Source organism: Glacieibacterium sp. (assembly GCF_965200405.1).
Classification (GTDB): domain Bacteria; phylum Pseudomonadota; class Alphaproteobacteria; order Sphingomonadales; family Sphingomonadaceae; genus Glacieibacterium.
Map to the genome: position 1 here is coordinate 2,722,008 of NZ_OZ241356.1, position 21,964 is coordinate 2,743,971.

Below are 21,964 nucleotides of genomic sequence, written 5' to 3' on the forward strand. Positions count from 1 at the left end.
TTCTGCACCTACGGTCCGCTCCCGCAATCTCGACAAACTCGTTTCAATTGATATATAGACAATACAATTCGGATCAAGGTAGGAATGTCGCCTATGGACGTTTTGATCAGCGAAGTTGGCCCGCGGGACGGGTTGCAGAGCATCGCTGCGACGATGGACACCGACGCCAAGAAGGCCTGGATCGAAGGCGCCGTGGCGGCCGGCATTACCGAGATCGAGGTGGGCAGCTTCGTGCCACCGAAGCTCCTGCCGCAACTCGCCGACACCGCTGAGATCGTCGCCTATGCGAGGGAGTTTCCGGGGCTGACGGTCGCCGTGCTCGTTCCTAATGCGCGCGGCGCGGCGGATGCGGTCGCAGCGGGCGCGCACAAGATCACACTGCCGCTGTCGTGCAGCGAATCACATAGTCTCGCAAACCTGCGCAGGACGCATGCGCAGGTGCTCGAAGAGGCGCGAAAGATCGCCGAGATGATCGGCACGCTGCCAACCGACCGCCGCCCGCATTTTGAAGGCAGCCTGTCCACGGCATTCGGCTGCACGATCGAGGGCGTGGTGCCACGGGCCAAGGTCGTCGCACTTGCCGAGGCGCTGATGGCGGCGGGCTGCGATGAGGTCGGGCTGGCCGACACGACCGGCTATGCCGATCCCGCCTCGGTCAAGGCGATGATCGCGGCGCTTTGGGCTGCCGTCGGACGCGAGGCGCTGACCGGTATCCATCTCCACAACACTCGCGGCCTCGGCCTCGCAAACGTGTTGGCCGCCTATGATGCCGGGCTGACCACGTTCGACTCCTCGCTCGGCGGGCTCGGCGGCTGTCCGTTCGCGCCGGGGGCCAGCGGCAATATCGTCACCGAGGACCTCGTCTTCATGTTCGAGGCGATGGGCGTCAGGACCGGTATCGACCTCGAGCGGCTGTTCGCCGTGCGCGAGCGCGTTGCGGCCGCCCTAGGGGACGAGCCGCTGTACGGATTCTCCCCGCTTGCCGGGCTGCCGCTGGGCTTCACGCCGGCGACCGCCCGGAAGACTTTCAAGGAAGATGCGCTGGCATGACGATCATCGGTACGAAGATGGTGTGCGATAACAAGACCGCCCGCCAGTTGTTCGAGGAGACGATCGCGAAGCCTAATCGCGTCGACTTCGGTTTCGGCAGAAAGCTCGCGGTCGTCAACGTCGATTTCCAATGCGCCTATACGAAGATCGACGAGTTCGCGACCGCCTATGAAACCGACCCGCGCCAGATCGAATACACCAACACTATCTCCAACCTGGCCCGGGCCAAGGGGATGCCGGTCATCTGGACGCATGTCGCCTACGCCGAGAACGGTTCGGACTGCGGGATCTGGGGCACGCGTACTGACACGCCGGACTCGCTGCAGAACATCAAATACGGCAGCCGGCGTTACGCGTTCGACGAGCGTTGCGAGATCGATCCCACGGACGCTGTCTACACGAAGCGGATGCCGTCCGCCTTTTTCGAGACGCCGCTCCAGTCGCTCCTGGTCTTCTATGGTGTAGATACGGTGGTGGTGACGGGTGGCTCCACCTCCGGTTGCGTGCGCGCAACGGCGGTTGACTCTCTCTCGCGAGGCTACCGCACCATTGTCCCGATCGAGACGTGCGCGGACAAGCACGAGAGCTTCCATTTCGCCAATCTCACTGACCTTGCGATCAAATATGCCGACGTCAAACCCGTCCAGGCCGTGTACGACTGGCTGGAGAGCCGGTGATGCGTGAGGGCGAAGCCGATCCCGGCCTCTACGATTACCTGCCGTATCGCGACCGTCCGAAGATCACCTGGCCGGACGGCAAGACGGTCGCGGTATGGGTGTCGCCCAACCTCGAATTCTACGAACTCGATCCGCCCGCCAATCCACATCGCAAAAGCTGGCCCAGGCCGCACCCTGACGTGGTCGGCTATTCGCACCGCGACTACGCCAACCGCGTCGGTCATTGGCGACTGGCCGAGATGATGGAGAAGCACGGCTTCAAGGGATCGGTTTCGCTATCGGTCGCCTTGTGCCAGCACGTGCCTGAGGTGGTCGAGAATGCGAACCGGCTCGGCTGGGAGTTCTTCTCGCACGGCATCTATAACACCCGGTACAGCTATGGGATGGATGAGGCGCAGGAGCGGCTCGTCATCGAGGACTCGATCCGGACGGTGCGCGACGCGACCGGCCAAACGATCCGGGGCTGGCTTGCGCCGGCGCTTACGCACACGCCGCGCACGCTCGACCTGATCGCCGAATATGGCATGACCTATACCTGCGACCTGTATCATGATGATCAGCCGATGCCGGTCGCGACGCGGAGCGGTCAGCTGATCTCGATGCCCTACAGCCTCGAAGTCAACGATCACTACGGCTTCTTCATCTACAACATGAGCCCGCGCGAATATGCGCAGACCCTGATCCGGCAGTATGAACGCCTCGCCGAGGAGGGTAGCTCGTCGGGCACGGTGATGTGCATTCCGCTGCACAGCTATCTCATCGGACAACCGCATCGGATCGGTCCGTTCGAGGAGGTGCTGCGCCATATCGCGGCGGACGGGCGCGCCTGGATCACCCGCTCCGGTGACATTGCGGACCATTATCTCGGTCAGCGCGGCGCCGTGGCATGACGCTTGATCCTGCCTATTTGAAATATGCCCATCGCCACAAGGGCATGGACCATGGCCTTTATCCCTGGTCGAACCTGTTCGAACGCCAGCCGCTGGCGTGGCCCGGGGGAGAGCGGGTGCTGACCTGGATCGTGATCGATCTCGAATGGTTCCCGATCACGCCCGAGGCCAAGCCGTTCCTTGCGCCGGGTCACATGCAGACGGCCTATCCCGATTACCGCCACTATACATCGCGCGACTATGGCAACCGGATCGGTGTCTACCGCCTGCTCGACGCGCTGGACAAGGCGGGTGCGAAGGCCAGCATTGCCATGAACAGCGCGATCGCCACGCGATATCCCGCGCTGGTGCGCGATATCGTGGCTGCCGGACACGAGATCATCGCGCACGCGACCGACATGAATGCCACTATCGCGACAGGCGTGCCCAAGGCGGAAGAGCGCGCGATGATCGCCGCCAGCCTTGCGGACATCGATCAAGCGACCGGTACGCGTCCGACGGGCTGGCTTTCCATTGCCCGCTCGCAGTCTTTCAACACCCCGGCGCTGCTGGCCGAGGCAGGGATCGCCTATTGCTGCGACTGGGTGAACGACGATCTGCCGTATCGGATGACGACTGCAAACGGACCGATCCTGAACCTGCCGCTCAACCACGAATTGTCCGATCGCCAAGTCCTCAACGTCCAGCAGCAGTCCATGACGAGCTATTGCGAGCAAATCCGTGACGCCTTCGCCTGGCTGGCGCAGGAGGCGGCGATCACCGGTAGCGGGCGGATGCTGGCGCTGAACCTGACGCCGTACATAACCGGCCTGCCGTACCGCATGGCGGAGTTCGAGGAGCTGCTGCTGTGGCTTGCCGGCCAGCCGGGCCACGGCTTCGCGACCGGCGCGCAGATCGCGGCAGCGGCGGATGCGCAAATCTACTGATTGCAAGCGCGGTCCGGTAGGTGACGGCACGCATCCCCTGTTACCGCGGACTTCAACGCGTCGGTTCGTTACCGATACCGTCGATGCGCGCCTGAACCCGGGAGAGCACCGAGGCTCGGACCGGCCCGCCGGCGATGAGCTTGCGCCAGGTGTTATAGCTGATGCCGAACTGCTCGGTCAGCGCAGCGTCGGTACGACGATCCACCATGGCTTGCAGGCGATCGACCAGATCGGGGTTGACCGGTCGACAGCTACTCGAACGCGGCGGGGCCGGATGATGCATGATCGCTCTCGTGTCTGTGCGCCACGGAGAGAACGGCGCGTTGCCGCCATTTGATATAAAGATAATACAAATATGGCAAGCGCGAAGCTGGCCCGTAGACGCGCGATTTCTTGCTGACGACCATTTACTGTCGCGGACCAGATGCTGGATGGCGGGTCAGTTCGGCGTCGCGATACCGAGATAAGCTGCGAGTGTGATCAGCAGCCAGATGGTGATGACGGAGACGCGCGCCTGTTCGTTCACGCGCCTGATTATGGCGTCGGTCCCGGCCGTTGGGCCGCTGGTGGTCATCTCGCGGATCGCGCCAAAAAGCGGTACGAGCTGCCGTCTCACGACGAGCCCCAGCGCGACGCAGCCTGCGAGCAGGCACAGCTTCAGCGCAATGAAGAGGGGGATCGTCAGCAGGCCGACCAGCCCAGCCACTCCCGAGAGACCGAACGTCGCCACGCACACATAGCGAATTGCGAGATCGATCTTCTTGACCGCACCGCCGTCACCATGCCGAAGATGGACTGCCCAGGCGAGCGCCAGCCAGCCCAGGAAGAGCAGTGCCACGATTGCAGGAATATAGGCGGGCAGGTCGATCCAGCCCTTTGCCGAGGCGAGCGCCAGTCCGGTCGGAAACGCCAGGATCAGCATCGTGCGCGGCGCCATGTCGATGTTGTTGAGGATCTTCACCGCCATCATCCGCTCGGCAACGGAGCGTTTGGGATCGGTCATGAAGCTGGATGTGTAGAACGCACCGAGATCGCCGCCCAGCCAATAGACGAGCACCAGCACATGAAACAGGGTGAGTAACACAACGAACACGATCCAGTCCCTTTTCGCTTTGTCTGATAAGGGGTTCTGGTCGTGCCGGCGGACCGGCGTCAATTTGAGTATTTCGCCAAGGCAAGGCGACCTCGACCATGATTGTAAAGGACAGGACGATATCCATGTTGAGCCCGAAAGCTGCCGAACGGCTCGCCATCGTATCCATGTCGGCGACCGACGCCGTTGCCTTGATCCCTAATGGATCGAGGATCGCCATGGGCCTGGGTGTCTCACAGCCTCCCGCGCTGTTGTCGGCTTTGGCCGATCGTGCGCGGCGCAAGGCGGTCGGCGGCCTATCGCTCTATTATCTGCTATCGACGCGTATCGCCGGCGAGACGGTACTGCAGGCCGATCTGTCGGACCGCATCCGCCCGGTCAGCCTCTTTCACAGCGCTGTCGAGCGAACCCTCGACGCGGCCAACGGCGAGCGACCTTGCGTCGAGGTGCTGCCGACGCCGTTTCACCAGGTGCCCCGTGTCCTGTGTGAGCAGGTCCGCGTCGATACCCTGCTCGTCACCACTTCGCCGATGGACGAGGCGGGCCATTTCAGCCTCGGCACCAATACCGATTATGCCCTGTCCGTCGCGCGAAGCGGCGCGCGGATCATCCTTGAAGTCAACCGCCACATGCCGCGGGTGTCCGGCGATTGCCTGATTCACGTCTCCGATGTGACGGCAGTCGTCGAGAATCACGTACCCCTTCAAGAGATGCCCGATGCCGTTCCAGGGCCCGCCGACCTGGCGATCGCGACGATTATCGCCGGGCTGGTCGAGGATGGCGATTGCCTACAGATGGGCATCGGCGCGATCCCCCAGGTGGTCTGCGCGAAACTCGGCTCGCACCGAAATCTCGGCATCCACACCGAGCTGTTGACGCCCGGGCTGGCCGCGCTGATGCGCTCCGGCGTCGTCGACAACAGCCGCAAGCAGATCGATCACGGCCGAAGCGTGTTTACCTTCGCAATGGGCGGCCGCGACTTTTATGAGTTTATGGACGAACATCCGACGCTCGAGGCGCGACCCGTGGAGTACGTCAACGATCCGGCGGTCATTGCGCGTAACGACAAGGTGCTGTCAGTCAACGCTACCCTCGAGATCGATCTCGATGGTGCGTGCAACTCCGAAAGTGTCCGCGGCCTGCAATACAGCGCATCGGGCGGTCAGCTGGATTTCGTGCGTGGCGCGTATGCCTCACGCGGGGGAAGGTCGATCATCGCCTGCCACTCGACTGCTGCGAACGGCACGATCTCCCGCATCGTGCCCGTACTTCATGGTCCCGTCACCACGCCGCGCAACGACACGCACATCGTTGTGACCGAACACGGCTGGGTCGACCTGAAGGGCAAGACGCTGGTCGAACGGGCCCGCGCCTTGATCGCCCTCGCAGCGCCGGAACACCGGGAACATCTCGAGCACCAGATGCGCGTCCGCCACCGCCTGTGAAGAGGGCCGCGATGGAAGAGGCCTGTTCAGGCACGTTGCATGGTCCAGCCATTCGCCGCGACGGTCGCCAAAGCGTTTCCCCTCCGCCCATCGAAGAATCACAACTTGAAGCCTGCCTCGCCGTCGAGGAAATTCAGGGTTCACAGTGCCCATCTTCGCTTTTTTATGAGGCCGATGTTGGTCAAGCTGCGTCCGATTTCGGCGAGATAGTCATCGCATATAATCGGAGTTGCGGCGGCGGGAAGGGCGGCCGTTTCTCGCTCCCCGCCGCAGGTAATGTCGGCGTCAGTCGGTCACGTCCGCCACGGTCGGCCTTGGCTCCTGCACAGGCGCAGCCTCGTTCAGGAAAGCGAGCAGGTCGGCGTTGACCCGGTCCGGATCGGTGATCGCGATGCCGTGATTGCCGCCCGGATAGACGATCAGGCGGGCGTTCGGGATGACCTCGACCGCGCGGCGGCCGCCGGCGTCGATCGGCACGATCTGATCATCGTCGCCGTGGATCACCAGCGTCGGCACGTCGATGCGGCGGGCATCCTCGGTGTAATCGAGCTCCCAGCTGAAGGACGTTTCATATTCAGCAAGGAGGCCGCCCTGCAGGCCCTGGAACCAGAACAGGTCGCGCATGCCCTGCGTGACCTTGGAGCCTTCGCGGTTGGCGCTGAAGAAGGGCGTCGCGACATCCTTGAAGAATTGGGACCGGTTCGCGAGCGTTCCGGCCCGGATCTGGTCGATGCCTTCGATCGGAACGCCGGCCGGGTTGTCGGGTGCCTGCAGCATCCGCGGCACGATCGAATCCAGCAGCACGACCTTGGCGACGCGGCTGGTCCCGTGCCGGCCGATGTAGCGCGCAACCTCGCCGCCACCGGTCGAATGACCGACCAGGACGACCTGCTTAAGATCGAGGTGTTCGATGAGGCCGGCGAGATCGTCCGCCCAGGTATCGACGTCATTGCCGAAATCGGGCTGATCGGAACGGCCGTTGCCGCGCCTGTCATGCGCAATCGCGCGGAAGCCGTTGGCGCGGAGAAACATCATCTGTCCCTCCCAGGCGTCGCCGGTAAGTGGCCAGCCATGGCTAAGCACGACCGGCTGCCCGTTGCCCCAATCGCGGTAGTAGATCTGCGTTCCGTCACTTGTGGTGTGGAATGGCATTGTTCAGGTCCCCTTGCGAGCTGGTCGAGTGAGTACGCGACGCTACGAGGCGAGAGTGCCACTACACCGGCGGGTGTCGCCGATAACGACCCCGCGCTGCGGACGGCGAATGGATCGTATCACAAAATTTGTTACAGCGGAGGCATTCGGCGCTGCTCGCTCACAGAGCCTGCGGAGACGTTGGAAAAGGTGCGATCGCGGAGGTGCAGCTAGCGGCCTGTTCCTTCGTGCGACCGCTGCATGGCGCGCTCGTAGGCGTCGCGGCCGGTGGTGCGGGCAAGATACGCCTGTTCGGCATCGCCGAGGATGATGCCGCAATTCCTCTGTCCCAGGTTCAGGGCATAGGTTACCGAGATGTCGGCGGCGGTGAAATCCTCGCCGGCGAGATAGGGCGAGCGGTCGAGCCGTCGGCTGACCAGCGCCAGGCGCTTCTGGAAGGACTTCAGGCACCAGGCGGCGCCCCAATTCTCCCGCTCGGCCTCCGGCGCGAGGAAGCGGCTGACGACGACGGGCATCATGAGGGTCGCGAGGCCGGCTTCGCCCAGGTGCAGGAATTGCTGGTAGGCGGGGAAGCCCGGATCGTGCGGTGGGGGCGCCAGTGGCGTCGGCCCGTAGCGCGCCATCAGATATTCCATGATGGCGATCGACTCGACCATGACGATATCGCCGTCCTGCATCGCCGGAATATAGTCGGCGGGGTTGATTGCCAGGAATTCGGGGTCCTGGTCGGCGGCCAGCATGTCGACCTGCCGCACGCGGTAGGGCAGCCCCATCTCCTCCAGCACCCAGGCGACCCGGATCGATCGCGAGGTCTGTCCGCCCCACACGGTTATCATGCACCGGCCCTTTTCCGGGGTGAGTAGGCGCCGACCGTAGCGAACCTTGTCGCCCCTGGTCCATCGGCCAGACTGTCCTTCCAGCGCCATCCGTTTGGGGTAGTCGGGGCCGATACCGATGCGCCCGCCTGCTCGAAGCGAAAATGGCCTATTAATTACGTCTTGCCGGGGGGCATGGGGGGCGGGGTTGCATACTGCTGCGCTGACACAGACGCCTTCGCGCCGGAGTGCACGGTCCGTGCTCAAGGGTCGCGTCGCCTCGGCGCTCTGCCTGGTTCCCGCAGCCTATGTGCTGGGGGTGGCGGTCTTCGCGCTGTATAATTCGCACCAATATGCCACGGCGCTGCCGCAGTTCCTGCGCTACATCGCAGTTCCGGCGCTGTTGTTCGCAGTATTGGTCGGGGTGGCGATATTTGCGTCGCGCGGCACGCGTGTCGCGGTCGGCTCGGCGGGTATCGCCGTCCTGCTGGCGCTCCTGGCGTTCGAGTTCGTGCTGCAGCTATCGGCGTTCTCGGCGATCTCCGGCCTGATCGCCACGCCGAATATCGAGCGGATCAAGGCCGAGGGCGTCATCCACGGCCTCCCGCCGAGTGGCACGCCCAAGAAGCTCAGCCGCCTGCTCGGCGTCACGACGCTGGCGGATGGCATCGTCAGCGGCATACCGGGGGAACGCGTACTGCTGTGCGGCGTGGGTGGACACCAAGTCATCTACCGCGCCGATCGCTATGGCTTCCGGAACCCCGATACCGCCTATGATCGCCCGGTCGGCACGATGTTCCTGGGGGACTCGTTCGTCGAGGGCATATGCCTGCCGGACGGTCGCGATCTTGTCGGCCGGTTCCGCGCCGCTCATCCCGACACGGTCGGCATCGGCATTCGCGGCGCTGGACCGTTGCTCGAACTGGCGATGCTCGGGCGCTTCGGCCCGGTCATCCGGCCAAAGCGCGTCGTCGTCGTGTTCTACGAAGGCAACGACTGGGAAAACCTCGATCACGAGCTGCGACGGCCGTGGCTGGTGCCGGCACTGGGAGACAAACCCGATTTCGGCCCGGCGATCATGCCGGCGGCGACGATCGACCGGACGCGGCCGATCCTCAGCCAGTGGTTCGCGACACGCCCGCCCGGCGCGCTGGCCGTAGTTCGAGGCGCGCACATACCGCGCAACCTGCTCGCGCTGCACCAGACCTGGACGCAGCTTGGACTGGGCTATCCCAAGGCTGCCCCGGAGCTTCCCGAGTACGACCACATCCTCAAGCGCGCCAAGGCGATCGCGGCAGGTTGGGGCGGCGAGATCGTCCTCGCCTATGTCCCGCAGACCAGCCGCCTGATCGGGCTCTTCCCCAGCCAGTTCGTCTTCGACCAGGTCCGCGACAAGGTGCGGGCGGCGACCACGGCAAACGGCATACCGATGATCGACCTGACGCCGGCTATCCTGCGCAGCCCCAGTCCGATCAGCCTTTACGGCGGTGACGGACACCTGGGCGAGACCGGAGCCGAGCTCGCGGCGAAGTCCATCGATGCGGCGATCACGGAGCGGCAGCGGCTATGAGTGCACACGAAAGTCTTGTCGACAGCGGCGAGATTGCCGGGCCGTCGAACCGCAAGTTCGGCCTGACCCTCGGCGCGGTGCTGATCGTCCTGGCAGCAGTGCGCTGGCACGCCGGATCGGGTGCGCTGGTCGTCGGTGCACTTGCCGGCTGCGGCGGCGTGCTGGTCATCCTCGGCGCGGTGGCACCGGGGTTGCTGACATGGCCGAACCGGGCCTGGCTCCGCCTTGGCGTCGTGCTGGCGGCGGTCATGACGCCGCTGGTCATGCTCGTCATCTTTGCGCTCGTGTTCGTGCCACTGGCGCTGCTGATGCGATTGCGTGGCCGTGACCAGCTGGCACTGCGGCGCAAGCCGGCGTCGGGCAGCTACTGGGTCGAGCGCCAGCCTCCCGGTCCTGCGCCTGCAACCATGATCCACCAATTCTGAGAAGGGAAACTGCCATGGAATTCGCGCACGAGTTGCTGCTGTTCATGAAGGCCCGCCGCAAGCTGTGGATGATGCCGGTCTTCATCCTGCTGTTCGTCTTCGGTGCGCTGGTGCTCATGACGCAGGGCACTGTCTTCGCGCCCTTCATCTACTCGATCTTCTGAGGCCCGGTGCGCATCCTCGGACTCTCGGCATTCTACCATGACAGCGCCGCCGCGCTGGTCGAGGATGGCCGGATCGTCGCCGCCGCGCAGGAAGAGCGCTTCACGCGAAAAAAGCATGACCCGCGATTTCCAGCGGCAGCGGCCGCCTATTGTCTCGAAGCAGCCGGATGCGATCTCGGACAAGTCGACCACGTCGCCTTCTACGAGAAACCCTTCCTCAAGTTCGACCGGCTGCTCGAGACCTATTTCGCGCTGGCGCCGAAAGGTTTCGACTCGTTTCGCCGGGCGATGCCGCTGTGGATCAAGGACAAGCTATTCCAGAAATCCATGCTGGCGAAGTCGCTGCGCCTGCTTCCGGGTGGTGATGGCTGGAACGGCTCGCTGTTGTTCACGGAACACCACCAGTCGCATGCCGCGAGCGCGTTCTTCCCCTCTCCGTTCAGCAGCGCTGCGGTGCTGACGATGGACGGGGTCGGCGAATGGTGCACGACCTCGCTGGGCCACGGCAGCGGTAATCGGCTCGATATCCTCAAGGAGATCCAGTTTCCGCATTCGCTGGGGCTGCTGTATTCGGCCTTCACCTATTATTGCGGCTTCAAGGTAAACTCGGGCGAATACAAGTTGATGGGGCTGGCACCGTACGGGGAGCCGCGCTTCGCCAGGACGATCCTCGATAACCTGATCGACCTGCGCGAGGACGGCTCGTTCCATCTCGACCAGCAGTACTTCAACTATGCCGCCGGGCTGACCATGACCTCGCCCGCGTTCGACCGGTTGTTCGGCGGTCCGCCACGGCGGTCGGAGCAATCGCTTACCCAGCGTGAGATGGACCTTGCCGCGTCGATCCAGCAGGTCACCGAGGAGATGGTGTTGCGGCTGGCACGCCACGCTCGCAGCCTTACCGGCGAGCGCGTGCTCTGTCTCGCGGGCGGAGTGGCGCTCAACTGTGTTGCCAATGGCAAGCTGCACCGCGCCGGCATCTTCGACGACATCTGGGTGCAGCCTGCCGCAGGCGATGCTGGCGGGGCGCTCGGGGCGGCGCTCGCGGCGTGGCACCAGTATGCGGACCAGCCACGCGTCGTCGTCGATGGCGAGGATTCGATGCAGGGCGCCTACCTTGGCCCGGCCTTTGAACAGGAGGCGATCGAGGCACGCCTGGCCGCCGCAGGTGCAAGGTTCGAGCGGCTTGCGCCGGAAGTCCTGACCGGCAACACCGCGGATGCGCTGGCAGAAGGCAAGGCCGTCGGCTGGATGCAGGGGCGCATGGAGTTCGGGCCCCGCGCCCTGGGAAATCGCTCGATCCTCGGTGATCCGCGCTCGCCGACGATGCAGAAGCTGCTCAATCTCAAGGTCAAATATCGCGAGAGTTTCCGCCCGTTCGCGCCGTCCATCCTGCGCGAGGACGTTGCAGACTGGTTCGAGTTCGATGGCGACAGCCCGTATATGCTCATGGTCGGCGATGTCGTTCAGCAACGCCGGCACCGCATGACGGCGGACGAAGACGCCCTGTTCGGTATCGACAAGCTCAACGTCGCGCGCTCGGAGATACCCGCCGTCACGCACATCGATTACTCGGCACGCATCCAGACCGTCCACCGTGACACGAATTTCCGCTATTGGGCGCTGCTGTCGTCGTTCAAGCAGCGGACCGGCTGTCCGGTACTCGTGAACACCAGCTTCAACGTGCGTGGCGAGCCGATCGTCGCGACGCCCGAGGACGCGTTTGCCTGCTTCATGGGAACGGAGATCGAGCGGTTGGTGGTTGGTGACTGCCTGCTGCTCAAGGAGGCGCAGAGCCCTGAGCTGGCGTGCGACTACAAGGCTCGCTTCGAGCTCGACTAGGGACGGCTTGCTACCGATCCGCGGGGCAATTTTCAGGTAGCGCACCTTTCGGCAGGCGATCGCGGGCCGATGCGGCGTGCGCCAGCCGCGCGATGTTTATTCGGCCGCAGCCGTTTTGCCGCGCCGCCCGTCGTCAACCATGCCGATGCGGGGCAAGAACTCATGGCCGTGCTGGCTGGCGAAATCCTTGAACTTCGCCATCGCCGGGGACAGCATCCGGTCGGCGCGACAGACCGCGAACCACTGCCGATGGATCGGCATGCCGACCACGTCGAGAATCGCGAGCAGTCCCAGTTCGGTCTCGAGCTCGATCGTATGGGCCGAGATAAAGGCGATGCCGAGCCTCGCCATCACCGCCTGCTTGATCGTCTCATTCGAGCGAAATTCGTCGCCGAGGTCATCGAGACGCCCGGCAATTTCCGCGAGAAACAACTCCAGCGACAGCCGCGTGCCGGATCCGGGCTCGCGGATCAGGAATTTCTCGGCAGCGATCTGCGTCTTGGTGATCTGTCGCTGCTTGGCCAAGGGATGAGCCGGGTGGGCGATGATGACCAGCGGGTGATCGCCGACCAGGTAGGTGCGGTCCGGGAGCTGCCGGGGTGGCCGACCCATCAACGCAATGTCGATCGCGCGATTGTCCATCGCGTCGATCGTCTCGGCGCGGTTGCCGATGACCAGCTTGACCTCGATCCCGGGATTGAACGCCGTGAAGGCCGCGATCAGCCGAGGCGCGAAATACTTTGCCGTCGATACTGCGCCGAGCGTCAGCCGGCCGCGGCCGCCGGTAGCGATCGCCGCAAGCTCGTCGGCCAGCAGCCGCAACCTTTGATCGACTTCCTGAGCGGCGCGCACAAAGGCTTGCCCGGCATCGGTCATGCGCATGCCGTCGCTCATTCGCTCAAACAGCACGGCACCCGCCTCGGTCTCGGCAAGCTGGATCTGCAGGGTCACGGCCGACGCCGTCAGGCCGAGCTCGCGCGCCGCCAGAATGATCCGGCGCAAGCGACCGACCGCCTCGACGGCACGAAGCTGGCGGAACGACAGACCCTTCACTCGGCTAAAATAAACTGAGTGCAAGGCTTAGTATAATGAATTTTACTTATTAAGGTCGTGGAGCGATCTTCTGAACAGAATTGCCGTCAGAGCAGTCTGTCTTGGGAGATCGTATGGGCGACCAAAGCCTCGACAGCTTCCTTGCTCGCTACGCGGCGGATGGAGCGCCGCTGGCCGGCGACATCGCGGCGACGGTCGCAGCCATCGCTGCAACCGCGATCGATCTGGCGGCAACGATCTCCGAAGGCCTGCTCGGCGCGACGTTTGCCGAGAAGCAGGGCGGCGCCAATTCCGATGGCGATCTACAACGCGGGCTCGACCTGTTGGCCGACGACCGCTTCCTTACCGCGCTGCAAGACTCGGCGGTCGGTGTCTATGCGTCGGAAGAGATGCACGAGCCCGTCGTTGTCGGCGCCGACCGTTCGCTGGCGCTTGCGATCGATCCACTCGACGGATCGTCCAATATCGACGCCAATGTCTCGGTCGGCACGATCTTCTCAATCCGCCAGGCGCTGCACGACTATCAAGTCGATCCGAACGCGAGCTTCTACCAGGCGGGGAGGGCGCAGCTTGCCGCGGGCGTGATCGTCTACGGACCCCAGCTCGCGCTCGTCCTGACGCTCGGCAAGGGCACGCAGATCTTCGTCCATTCGCGCGGCGAGGGTGGCTTCCGGCTTGCCCAGGCCGATTGCGTCATCCCGTCCCGGACACGCGAATTCGCGATCAACGCGGCGAACTACCGGCATTGGGACGAGGCCGTCCGCCTGTATTTCGACGACTGCATCAAGGGCGGTCACGGCCCGCGCGAGAGCGAATTCAACATGCGCTGGATCGCCTCGTTGGTCGCCGATGCCTATCGCATCCTCATCCGTGGCGGCGTCTTCCTTCTATCCTGGCGATCGCCGGCGTGGATATGCCAGGGGGCGGCTCCGGCTGGTTTATGAGGCTCACCCGATCGCCATGCTGGTCGAGCAGGCCGGCGGCTCGGCCACCGACACGGTCGAGCCGGTGCTCGATATCGCCGCGACCGAACTGCACCAGCGCGTGCCTCTGGTGTTCGGCTCTGCCGCCGAGGTCACCAGGATCGCCCGCTACCACACCCTGCCCAGCCTGATCGCCGAGCGCGCGCCTTTGTTCGGCAAGCGCGGGCTGTTCCGGGCCTGAGGGAAGCAGCGATGTCGGCACGCCACCCGATCATCTCGATCACCGGCTCCTCGGGCGCCGGCACGACTTCGGTCAAGCGGATCTTCGAGATGATCTTCCGGCGCGAGAAGGTCGAGGCGGCGTTCATCGAGGGCGATGCTTTCCACCGCTACGACCGCGCCGCGATGGCCGCGAAGGTCGCTGAGGAAGAACGGCTGGGCAATCCGAACTTCACTCATTTCCATGTCGATGCGAACGAGCTCGAACGGCTGGAGCAGGTGTTCGCCGGCTATGGGGCGACCGGCACCGGCCAGACGCGGGCCTATATCCACGACGCCGGCGAGGCGGAGGTTCACGGCGTCCCACCGGGCAGCTTCACGGCCTGGACCGACTTTCCGCCTAGCGACCTGCTCTTTTACGAGGGGCTACACGGCTGCGCGGTCACCGACACCGTCGACATCGCGCGCCACGCCGACCTCAAGATCGGCGTCGTGCCGGTGATCAACCTCGAGTGGATCCAGAAAATCCACCGTGACCGCGCGACCCGCGGCTATTCGGCCGAGGCGGTGATGGACGTCATCCTGCGGCGGATGCCCGACTATGTGCGCTACATCACCCCGCAATTCTCGCTGACCGATATCAATTTCCAGCGTGTGCCGATCGTCGACACCTCCAACCCGTTCATCGCACGCTGGATACCAACGCCCGACGAGTCGATGTTGGTCATCCGGTTCGCCAATCCGCGCGGGATCGACTTTCCGTACCTGCTGTCGATGGTGCCCCAGTCGTTCATGTCCCGGCCCAACTCCATCGTGATGCCGGGCAACAAGCTCGACATCGCCATGCAGTTGATCCTGACCCCGCTAATCCTCCAGCTTATCGAAAAGCAGCGGCGCCTGTCATGAGCCACGGCCTGACCACCCGAGCGGCGCGCGACAGGGCAGTGGTCCCGGCGAACCAGCTCTACGCCGATTTCGGCATCACCCCGCAGGCCGTGCGCGACCTGCCAGCCAGTCAGGAGTGATCATGGCCCGTATCACGCTACGCCAGTTGCTCGACCACGCCGCCGACCATCAGTACGGCGTGCCCGCCTTCAACATCAACAACATGGAGCAGGGGCTCGCGATCATGGACGCCGCCAAGGCGGTCGATGCGCCGGTCATCATTCAGGCTTCGCGCGGGGCGCGCAGCTACGCCAACGACATCATGCTGCGCCGGATCATCGATGCGCTGGTCGAGATGCATCCCGGCATCCCCGTCTGCATGCACCAGGATCACGGCAACGACGAAGTCACCTGCGCATCGGCGATCGCCAACGGCTTCACCTCGGTGATGATGGACGGCTCGCTGCTCGCCGACGCCAAGACCCCGGCCGATTACGCCTACAACGTCGCGCTGACGGCGCGTGTCACGCAGATGGCGCATGCGGTCGGCGTCTCGGTCGAGGGCGAGCTCGGCGTCCTGGGATCGCTCGAAACCGGGACCGGCGAGGCGGAGGACGGTCACGGCGCCGAGGGCGTCCTGGGCCACGACCAGCTCGTCACCGATCCCGAGCAGGCGGCTGACTTCGTCGCTCGCACCGGTGTCGATGCACTCGCCATCGCCTGCGGCACGTCGCACGGTGCCTATAAGTTCAGCCGCAAGCCGACGGGCGACATTCTCGCGATGGAGGTCATCGAGGAGATCCACCGGCGCCTGCCGAACACCCACCTGGTCATGCACGGCTCGTCGTCGGTCCCGCAGGAGCTTCAGGATATCATCAACGCCTATGGCGGGGAGATGCCCCAGACCTTCGGCGTTCCCGTCGAGGAGATCGAGCGCGGCATTCGTTCGGGTGTCCGCAAGATCAACATCGACACCGACTGCCGCATGGCCATGGCCGGGCAGTTCCGCCGCATCGCCAGCAGCGACCGCGCCGAGTTCGACCCGCGCAAGTTCCTGAAGCCGGCGATGGACGCGATGCGCGACCTGTGCCGCGACCGCTTCGAGCGCTTCGGCGCGGCCGGCAACGCCTCGAAGATCGATCCCATCCCGCTCGACGAGATGGCCCGGCGCTATGCCGCGCCGCTCGCCGCCTGAAACCTCGTCGAAAGGAGCTCGCATCGTGGACGTCATGATCAACAAGCCCGAGGGCAAGGAACGCTACGCCGCCGGCGTCATGGAATACGCCAAGATGGGGTATTGGGAACCCGACTATACCCCCAAGGACACCGACCTGATCGCGCTGTTCCGGGTGACCCCGCAGCCGGGCGTCGACTCGATCGAAGCGGCTGCCGCAATCGCAGGTGAAAGCTCGACCGCGACTTGGACGGTCGTCTGGACCGACCGCCTGACGGCTTGCGACAAATACCGTGCCAAGGCCTATCGCGTCGTGCCGGTGCCCAATTCGGAAGACCAGTTCTTCGCCTATATCGCCTATGACATCGACCTGTTCGAGGGTGGCTCGATCACCAATTTGACGGCGTCGATCATCGGCAACGTCTTCGGCTTTAAAGCGGTCAAGGCGTTGCGGCTCGAGGACATGCGGATCCCGGTCGCCTACCTCAAGACCTTCCAGGGCCCGGCCACCGGCATCGTCGTGGAGCGCGAACGGCTCGACAAGTTCGGGCGGCCGCTACTCGGCGCAACGACCAAGCCCAAGCTCGGCCTGTCGGGGCGCAACTATGGTCGCGTGGTTTACGAGGCGCTGAAGGGCGGGCTCGATTTCGTCAAGGACGACGAGAACATCAACTCGCAGCCGTTCATGCATTGGCGCGACCGCTACCTCTACGTCATGGAAGCGGTCAACAAAGCGCAGGCCGCGACCGGCGAGGTCAAGGGCCACTACCTCAACGTCACCGCCGGGACGATGGAGGACATGTACGAGCGCGCCGACTTCGCCCGCGAACTCGGCTCAAACATCATCATGATCGACCTGGTCATCGGCTATACGGCGATCCAGTCGATGGCCAAATGGGCCCGCAAGAACGACATGATCCTCCATCTCCACCGCGCCGGCAACTCGACCTATTCGCGCCAGAAGAACCACGGCATGAACTTCCGCGTCATCTGCAAGTGGATGCGGATGGCCGGCGTCGATCACATCCACGCCGGCACCGTCGTCGGCAAGCTGGAGGGCGATCCGCTGATGATTGCGGGGTTTTACGACGTGCTGCGCGAGGATCAAATTCCCGAGAACCTGGAGCACGGCATCTTTTTCGATCAGGACTGGGGTTCGCTCAACAAGGTCATGCCGGTCGCCTCCGGCGGCATTCACGCCGGGCAGATGCACCAGCTGATCCATTATCTCGGCGAGGACGTCATCCTGCAGTTCGGCGGCGGCACGATCGGGCACCCGATGGGCATCCAGGCCGGTGCCACCGCCAACCGCGTCGCGCTGGAGGCGATGATCATGGCGCGTAACGAGGGACGCGATTATCTCGCCGAGGGACCGGACATCCTCGCCGCCGCCGCTCGCTGGTGCTCACCGCTGAAGGCCGCGCTCGATACCTGGAAGGGCATCAGCTTCAATTATGAGTCGACCGACACCGCCGACTTCGTCCCGACGCCAACCCATTCATAAGAGAGACAGCCATGCGCATCACACAGGGCACGTTCTCGTTCATGCCGGACCTGACCGACGAGCAGATCACGGCGCAGGTCCAATATTGCCTCGACCACGGCTGGGCGGTGAACCTCGAATACACCGACGATCCTCATCCACGGAACACCTATTGGGAGATGTGGGGCATCCCGATGTTCGACGTCCCCGACGCGGCGGGAGTGATGTTCGAGCTCGCGGCGTGTCGCAAGGCGCACGCCGGCAGCAATTACATCCGGCTGACGGCGTTCGATGCCAGCCATGGCTGGGAGTCGGTGCGCCTGTCGTTCATCACCGACCGTCCCGCCAGCGAGCCCGGTTTCGCACTGTCGCGGCAGGAGCGCGCCGGCCGCAACATCACCTACACGACGCGCGCCTATTCGGCCGACCGTCCGGAAGGCGAGCGCTACAGTGCCTGAACCAGCGGGGCCTGGACCCGGGCCGGTCGACCTGAAGCAGGAGTTTGCCGACAGCGGCATTGCCGATGAGCTCGTGCAGCTCGATGCCGAACTGATCGGGCTGGCGCCGGTTAAGCGACGCATCCGCGAGATCGCCGCGCTGCTGCTGGTCGACCGGGTGCGGGCACGGCTCGGGCTGGTGACCGAGCCGCCGACGCTGCACATGAGCTTCACCGGCAATCCGGGCACCGGCAAGACGACGGTCGCCATGCGGATGGCGGGCATCCTTCACAAGCTCGGCTATGTCCGGCGGCCCCAGCTGGTGTCGGTGACCCGCGACGATCTCGTCGGCCAATACATCGGACATACCGCGCCCAAGACCAAGGACGTGCTGAAGAAGGCGATGGGCGGCGTGCTGTTCATCGACGAGGCCTATTACCTCTACCGGCCCGAGAACGAGCGCGACTATGGGCAGGAGGCGATCGAGATCCTGCTCCAGGTCATGGAGAACCAGCGTGACGACCTCGTCGTCATCCTCGCGGGCTATGCCGAGCGCATGGAGACGTTCTTTGCCTCCAATCCGGGGTTCCGTTCGCGAGTGGCGCACCACATCGACTTTCCCGACTACGGCGACGCAGAACTCGTCGAGATCGGCGAGTTGATGCTGGCCAGGCTGAACTACCGCCTCAGCGATGCGGCACGCCAGGCGCTGATCGACTATGTGCCGGCGCGCAAGCAGCAGCCGCTTTTCGCCAACGCCCGCTCGATCCGCAACGCTCTGGATCGCGCGCGATTGCGGCAGGCGATCCGCCTGTTCGAGCAGGCCGGCGGCCCGGTGACCGCCGATCAGCTATCGACGATCGAGCCCGAGGACATTCGTGCGAGCCGGGTGTTCGTCGCTGTGGAACAGGCCGCATGATCGTCGCCCGCTCGATCCTCGTTGACGGATCCGCCGGCTTGAGCGGCAGGACCGCAGCATCCACCGCGGTCGGCGAAACCATCCGTCGTGCCGCGTGACCGATCGGCTGGCGGCGATCATCTTCGACGTCGACGGCACCCTGGCAGAGACCGAGGAGGCGCACCGCGCGGCCTTCAACCAAGCGTTTAGCGAGGCTGGCTACGGCTGGGTCTGGACGCCCGACGACTACCGCCGGTTGCTCGGGGTCACGGGCGGCAAGGAGCGCATCCGCCAATTCCTCGACGCGGCGACGCTCGACGCCACCGACAAGGACATCGAGGCGCTGCATCGGCGCAAGAACGCCATCTACGCCGATCGACTGAAAGCCGGCGCGGTCGCATTACGCCCCGGCGTGGCAAGGCTGATCGACGAGTGCAGCCACGCTGGCATCGGGCTGGCGATCGCCACGACGACCAGCCGGGCAAACATGCTGGCATTGCTCTCGGCGCTGTTCGGCAGCGAAGCGCCCGACTGGCTCGCGGTCGTCGTGGCCGGCGAGGACGTCGTCCGCAAGAAGCCGGATCCCGAGGTGTACCGTCGGGCCGTGGAGGCGTTGGGACTGCCGGTATCGGGGTGCATTGCCATCGAGGACTCACGCAACGGCCTCGACGCCGCCCTCGGATGCGGTCTCGCGACGGTCGTGACGCCGTCCGTCTATACGAGCCATGAGCAGTTTGCCGGTGCCGCGCTGGTCTGCAGCGATCTCGACAATGCCGGCACGCCGATCGACGTCGATCGTCTCGCCCGGATATTGTCGTCGAGACAGCGGCGCCTTTTCGAAGCGCGGTGAACGCCGCGGATCAGCCGGCCCGCTCCTGCCGCATCGACACCGTCGGCAGCTTCAGCCTGATCCGGTTGCGGCCCTCTCGCTTGGCCTCGTAAAGTGCCTCGTCGGCGACGCGAAGGACATCGACCGCGGTCTGCCCGTCGCTGAGAGCGGCGACGCCGACGCTGGCAGTGACAATCAGCGACACGCCGTCTTCAAGACGCACCGGCGTGCTGGACAAGGCGGCACGGAGGCGGTCGCAGACCTTCACGGCGTCCTCGGCCTCGGTGTTCCACAAGACGACGCCGAACTCCTCGCCGCCCAGCCTGCCGACCAGGTCATTCTCTCGCAGCGTGCGCCAGGCGGTCGCAGCGAAGCTTCGCAACACCGTATCGCCTGCCGCATGGCCGTGCGTGTCGTTGACCCGCTTGAAGTAATCGAGATCGAAGATCGCCACGGCACAGGGGCCACTGCTCGGGGACAGCTGGCTGACATGCCGTTGCAACTGTATCTCGAAGCCGCGCCGATTGGTCAGCCCGGTGAGGACGTCGGTCTGCGCGGCCTCGATCAAATTCGTCTCGATCGCCTTGCGCGCGGTGATGTCGCGTGACGCGCTGACCGCGCCGACGACGGCGCCCCTGTCGTTCAGGACCGCGCGAACGATCGTCTCGAACCAGGAATGACGACCGTTGGCGGTGACGGCGCGATATTGAACCGGAAACGACTTGTCGGGCTCGTTGAGCGCGCTGCGCAGTGCCGCGACGACCTTCGGCACGTCTTCGTCGACGACGAGGTCTCGCGCATTGCGGCCGACGAGCGCGTCGGGGTCGAAGCCGCCCAGGTCGCGTGCCGCCGGAGACGCGTAGAGTATCGTGCCGTCGGTGGCGAGATTCAGGATGGCGTCGCCCGAGTATTGGGCCATCAGGCGGTATCCCGCCTCGCTTTGTGCAAGCCGGTTCGCCAGCTCCTTGCGCTGCTTGAGCAACGCCGCCAGCGGCAGGACGAGCATGGCTGCGACGGCGACGTAGAACTGGAAGAACTGCGCGCGCGCACCGTCTCCAGCATCGACGAGGTAAACCGGGCCGGTACCCCGAACCGTCATATACCCGCCGACCACCATCAGGATGACGGTCGACCCGGCAGCGCCGAGGCGGCCAAGGCGCATCGTGACGATCATCATGGGCAGCATCGGCAGGAACAGCAGCGGCATCTTCGACTGGTCGAACACCAGGAACGTGATCAGGGCGACGACGGCGAACAGCAGCAAAATCTCGACACAGCGGGTGATCGAGCCCTTGGTCATTATGGCGCCGACCTCACCGCGTACGATCAGCATCGCCATCGGCGTGAAGGCGATGGTTCCCAGTGCATGGCCCGCAGCCCAGGTGACCAGGTTGTGCAGGAACGGCGTCTGGGTTGCGAAGGCGACGGCCGCCGCCGCGGGAACGCTGAGAAGGGCGGGAATCAACCCGCCGGCGATCACGACAAAGGTCACGAACGCCTCGACGGACTCGAAGTAGGCGGCATGACCGAGCCGCTTGCGCAACAGCCAGACAGCGGTCGCAGCTTCGGCGACGTTGACGACCGAGAGCGGGATGGCGGCCCAGACACCGGCGCCGAACAATGTCGTGGCGAGGAAGCTGCCGCCGACGCATGCGACGAGAGTGGGCCACCATTGGCCAGGGGGAACGACTGCCAGCCGTGCGGTCAGAAAAGCGGTTGCGATCCACAGATAGGCAACGCCTCCGTCGAAACGGGTCGGCAGGATCGTGGCCACGGCGCACGCGAAATAGATCAAGCCGGTCAGCAGCCCGCGCGACCAGCGAGTGCGTGGAGATATCGCCAAAGCCATCGCCGCACAGTGACGCGTTTGCTCTAATAAACGATGTATGGGCCGTACAAAAACAGCAGCTTGTCGCTCCCAAGCGGCACAGCATGCCATAGCGCGCATGGAGCGTCAGCCGGCGTTGCGAGCGCTATCGAAGGCGGACCAGCGATGCGCGGCCTCTTGGATTCA

General features: G+C 64.6%; 24 protein-coding genes. 18 read left to right on the top strand and 6 right to left on the bottom strand.

The window, feature by feature from the left end; all coding sequences use genetic code 11:
- Positions 1–93 precede the first annotated feature (93 nt).
- The 4 genes from ACOFKW_RS12675 to ACOFKW_RS12690 are packed head-to-tail and all read left to right on the top strand — an operon-like array spanning position 94 to position 3,543.
- Positions 94–1,050, top strand: a complete 957-nt coding sequence (locus ACOFKW_RS12675) for a hydroxymethylglutaryl-CoA lyase (protein WP_419814515.1) — start codon at positions 94–96, stop codon at positions 1,048–1,050.
- Entirely contained in the window at positions 1,047–1,727 is a 681-nt protein-coding gene (locus ACOFKW_RS12680) for an isochorismatase family protein (RefSeq protein WP_419814516.1), read from the top strand. Before ACOFKW_RS12675 ends, ACOFKW_RS12680 begins: the two co-directional genes overlap by 4 nt.
- Positions 1,727–2,617, top strand: a complete 891-nt coding sequence (locus tag ACOFKW_RS12685) for a polysaccharide deacetylase family protein (protein ID WP_419814517.1) — start codon at positions 1,727–1,729, stop codon at positions 2,615–2,617. The genes ACOFKW_RS12680 and ACOFKW_RS12685 overlap by 1 nt, the downstream gene beginning before the upstream one ends.
- On the top strand, positions 2,614–3,543 hold the full coding sequence (locus tag ACOFKW_RS12690) for a polysaccharide deacetylase family protein (protein ID WP_419814518.1): 930 nt from the start codon (positions 2,614–2,616) through the stop codon (positions 3,541–3,543). Before ACOFKW_RS12685 ends, ACOFKW_RS12690 begins: the two co-directional genes overlap by 4 nt.
- Before the next feature lie 52 nt (positions 3,544–3,595).
- On the opposite strand, the gene ACOFKW_RS12695 is transcribed toward ACOFKW_RS12690, so the two are convergent.
- Both ACOFKW_RS12695 and ACOFKW_RS12700 read right to left on the bottom strand, forming a co-directional pair.
- Positions 3,596–3,826, bottom strand: a complete 231-nt coding sequence (locus ACOFKW_RS12695) for a hypothetical protein (protein ID WP_419814519.1) — start codon at positions 3,824–3,826, stop codon at positions 3,596–3,598.
- Between the two features lie 156 nt (positions 3,827–3,982).
- The gene (locus ACOFKW_RS12700) at positions 3,983–4,699 is read right to left on the bottom strand and encodes a hypothetical protein (RefSeq protein ID WP_419814520.1); all 717 of its coding nucleotides are present in this window, start codon (positions 4,697–4,699) and stop codon (positions 3,983–3,985) included.
- Between the two features lie 62 nt (positions 4,700–4,761).
- On the opposite strand from ACOFKW_RS12700, the gene ACOFKW_RS12705 reads away from it, so the two are divergent.
- On the top strand, positions 4,762–6,081 hold the full coding sequence (locus ACOFKW_RS12705; protein WP_419814521.1) for an acetyl-CoA hydrolase/transferase family protein: 1,320 nt from the start codon (positions 4,762–4,764) through the stop codon (positions 6,079–6,081).
- 285 nt (positions 6,082–6,366) lie between these two features.
- Here the strand turns inward: ACOFKW_RS12705 and ACOFKW_RS12710 are convergent, their stop codons facing one another.
- Complete coding sequence (locus tag ACOFKW_RS12710) at positions 6,367–7,233, bottom strand: alpha/beta fold hydrolase (protein WP_419814522.1); 867 nt, start codon at positions 7,231–7,233, stop codon at positions 6,367–6,369.
- A 209-nt stretch (positions 7,234–7,442) separates the two neighbouring features.
- Positions 7,443–8,069, bottom strand: coding sequence for a glutathione S-transferase family protein (locus tag ACOFKW_RS12715; protein ID WP_419814523.1), 627 nt, complete (start codon positions 8,067–8,069; stop codon positions 7,443–7,445).
- A gap of 238 nt (positions 8,070–8,307) precedes the next feature.
- Between ACOFKW_RS12715 and ACOFKW_RS12720 the strand changes: the two genes are divergently transcribed.
- The 4 genes from ACOFKW_RS12720 to ACOFKW_RS12735 are packed head-to-tail and all read left to right on the top strand — an operon-like array spanning position 8,308 to position 12,049.
- On the top strand, positions 8,308–9,618 hold the full coding sequence (locus ACOFKW_RS12720; protein WP_419814524.1) for a hypothetical protein: 1,311 nt from the start codon (positions 8,308–8,310) through the stop codon (positions 9,616–9,618).
- The gene (locus tag ACOFKW_RS12725; protein WP_419814525.1) at positions 9,615–10,043 is read left to right on the top strand and encodes an SxtJ family membrane protein; all 429 of its coding nucleotides are present in this window, start codon (positions 9,615–9,617) and stop codon (positions 10,041–10,043) included. The genes ACOFKW_RS12720 and ACOFKW_RS12725 overlap by 4 nt, the downstream gene beginning before the upstream one ends.
- A 14-nt stretch (positions 10,044–10,057) precedes the next feature.
- The gene (locus ACOFKW_RS12730) at positions 10,058–10,207 is read left to right on the top strand and encodes a DUF5989 family protein (protein ID WP_419814526.1); all 150 of its coding nucleotides are present in this window, start codon (positions 10,058–10,060) and stop codon (positions 10,205–10,207) included.
- A gap of 6 nt (positions 10,208–10,213) precedes the next feature.
- Positions 10,214–12,049 (top strand): carbamoyltransferase, encoded by a 1,836-nt coding sequence (locus ACOFKW_RS12735; protein WP_419814527.1) that lies wholly within the window; start codon positions 10,214–10,216, stop codon positions 12,047–12,049.
- A gap of 96 nt (positions 12,050–12,145) precedes the next feature.
- Here ACOFKW_RS12735 and ACOFKW_RS12740 read toward each other — a convergent pair whose 3' ends face one another.
- Complete coding sequence (locus tag ACOFKW_RS12740) at positions 12,146–13,102, bottom strand: LysR family transcriptional regulator (RefSeq protein ID WP_419814528.1); 957 nt, start codon at positions 13,100–13,102, stop codon at positions 12,146–12,148.
- 113 nt (positions 13,103–13,215) lie between these two features.
- Here ACOFKW_RS12740 and ACOFKW_RS12745 point away from each other — a divergent pair, with 113 nt between their 5' ends.
- The 9 genes from ACOFKW_RS12745 to ACOFKW_RS12785 all read left to right on the top strand — a co-directional run bounded on the left by ACOFKW_RS12745 (position 13,216) and on the right by ACOFKW_RS12785 (position 19,971).
- Positions 13,216–14,046: a fructose-bisphosphatase class I gene (locus ACOFKW_RS12745; protein WP_419814529.1), complete on the top strand. Its 831-nt coding sequence runs from the start codon at positions 13,216–13,218 to the stop codon at positions 14,044–14,046.
- Positions 13,952–14,266, top strand: coding sequence for a hypothetical protein (locus ACOFKW_RS12750; RefSeq protein WP_419814530.1), 315 nt, complete (start codon positions 13,952–13,954; stop codon positions 14,264–14,266). The genes ACOFKW_RS12745 and ACOFKW_RS12750 overlap by 95 nt, the downstream gene beginning before the upstream one ends.
- An 11-nt stretch (positions 14,267–14,277) precedes the next feature.
- Positions 14,278–15,150 (top strand): phosphoribulokinase, encoded by an 873-nt coding sequence (locus ACOFKW_RS12755; protein WP_419814531.1) that lies wholly within the window; start codon positions 14,278–14,280, stop codon positions 15,148–15,150.
- A complete protein-coding gene (locus ACOFKW_RS12760) occupies positions 15,147–15,269 on the top strand; it encodes a hypothetical protein (RefSeq protein WP_419814532.1) in 123 nt (40 codons plus the stop codon). Before ACOFKW_RS12755 ends, ACOFKW_RS12760 begins: the two co-directional genes overlap by 4 nt.
- Before the next feature lie 2 nt (positions 15,270–15,271).
- Positions 15,272–16,324 (top strand): class II fructose-bisphosphate aldolase, encoded by a 1,053-nt coding sequence (gene fba, locus ACOFKW_RS12765; protein WP_419814533.1) that lies wholly within the window; start codon positions 15,272–15,274, stop codon positions 16,322–16,324.
- A 34-nt stretch (positions 16,325–16,358) separates the two neighbouring features.
- Positions 16,359–17,807, top strand: a complete 1,449-nt coding sequence (locus tag ACOFKW_RS12770) for a ribulose-1,5-bisphosphate carboxylase/oxygenase large subunit (RefSeq protein WP_419816934.1) — start codon at positions 16,359–16,361, stop codon at positions 17,805–17,807.
- 11 nt (positions 17,808–17,818) lie between these two features.
- A complete protein-coding gene (locus ACOFKW_RS12775) occupies positions 17,819–18,244 on the top strand; it encodes a ribulose bisphosphate carboxylase small subunit (protein ID WP_419814534.1) in 426 nt (141 codons plus the stop codon).
- Entirely contained in the window at positions 18,237–19,142 is a 906-nt protein-coding gene (cbbX, locus tag ACOFKW_RS12780) for a CbbX protein (RefSeq protein ID WP_419814535.1), read from the top strand. Before ACOFKW_RS12775 ends, cbbX begins: the two co-directional genes overlap by 8 nt.
- Before the next feature lie 94 nt (positions 19,143–19,236).
- On the top strand, positions 19,237–19,971 hold the full coding sequence (locus tag ACOFKW_RS12785) for an HAD-IA family hydrolase (protein WP_419814536.1): 735 nt from the start codon (positions 19,237–19,239) through the stop codon (positions 19,969–19,971).
- Positions 19,972–19,981: 10 nt separating this feature from the next.
- On the opposite strand, the gene ACOFKW_RS12790 is transcribed toward ACOFKW_RS12785, so the two are convergent.
- Positions 19,982–21,898 carry a diguanylate cyclase gene (locus tag ACOFKW_RS12790; protein ID WP_419814537.1) on the bottom strand — a complete coding sequence of 639 codons (1,917 nt, stop codon included), beginning with the start codon at positions 21,896–21,898 and terminating at the stop codon, positions 19,982–19,984.
- Positions 21,899–21,964: the final 66 nt, after the last annotated feature.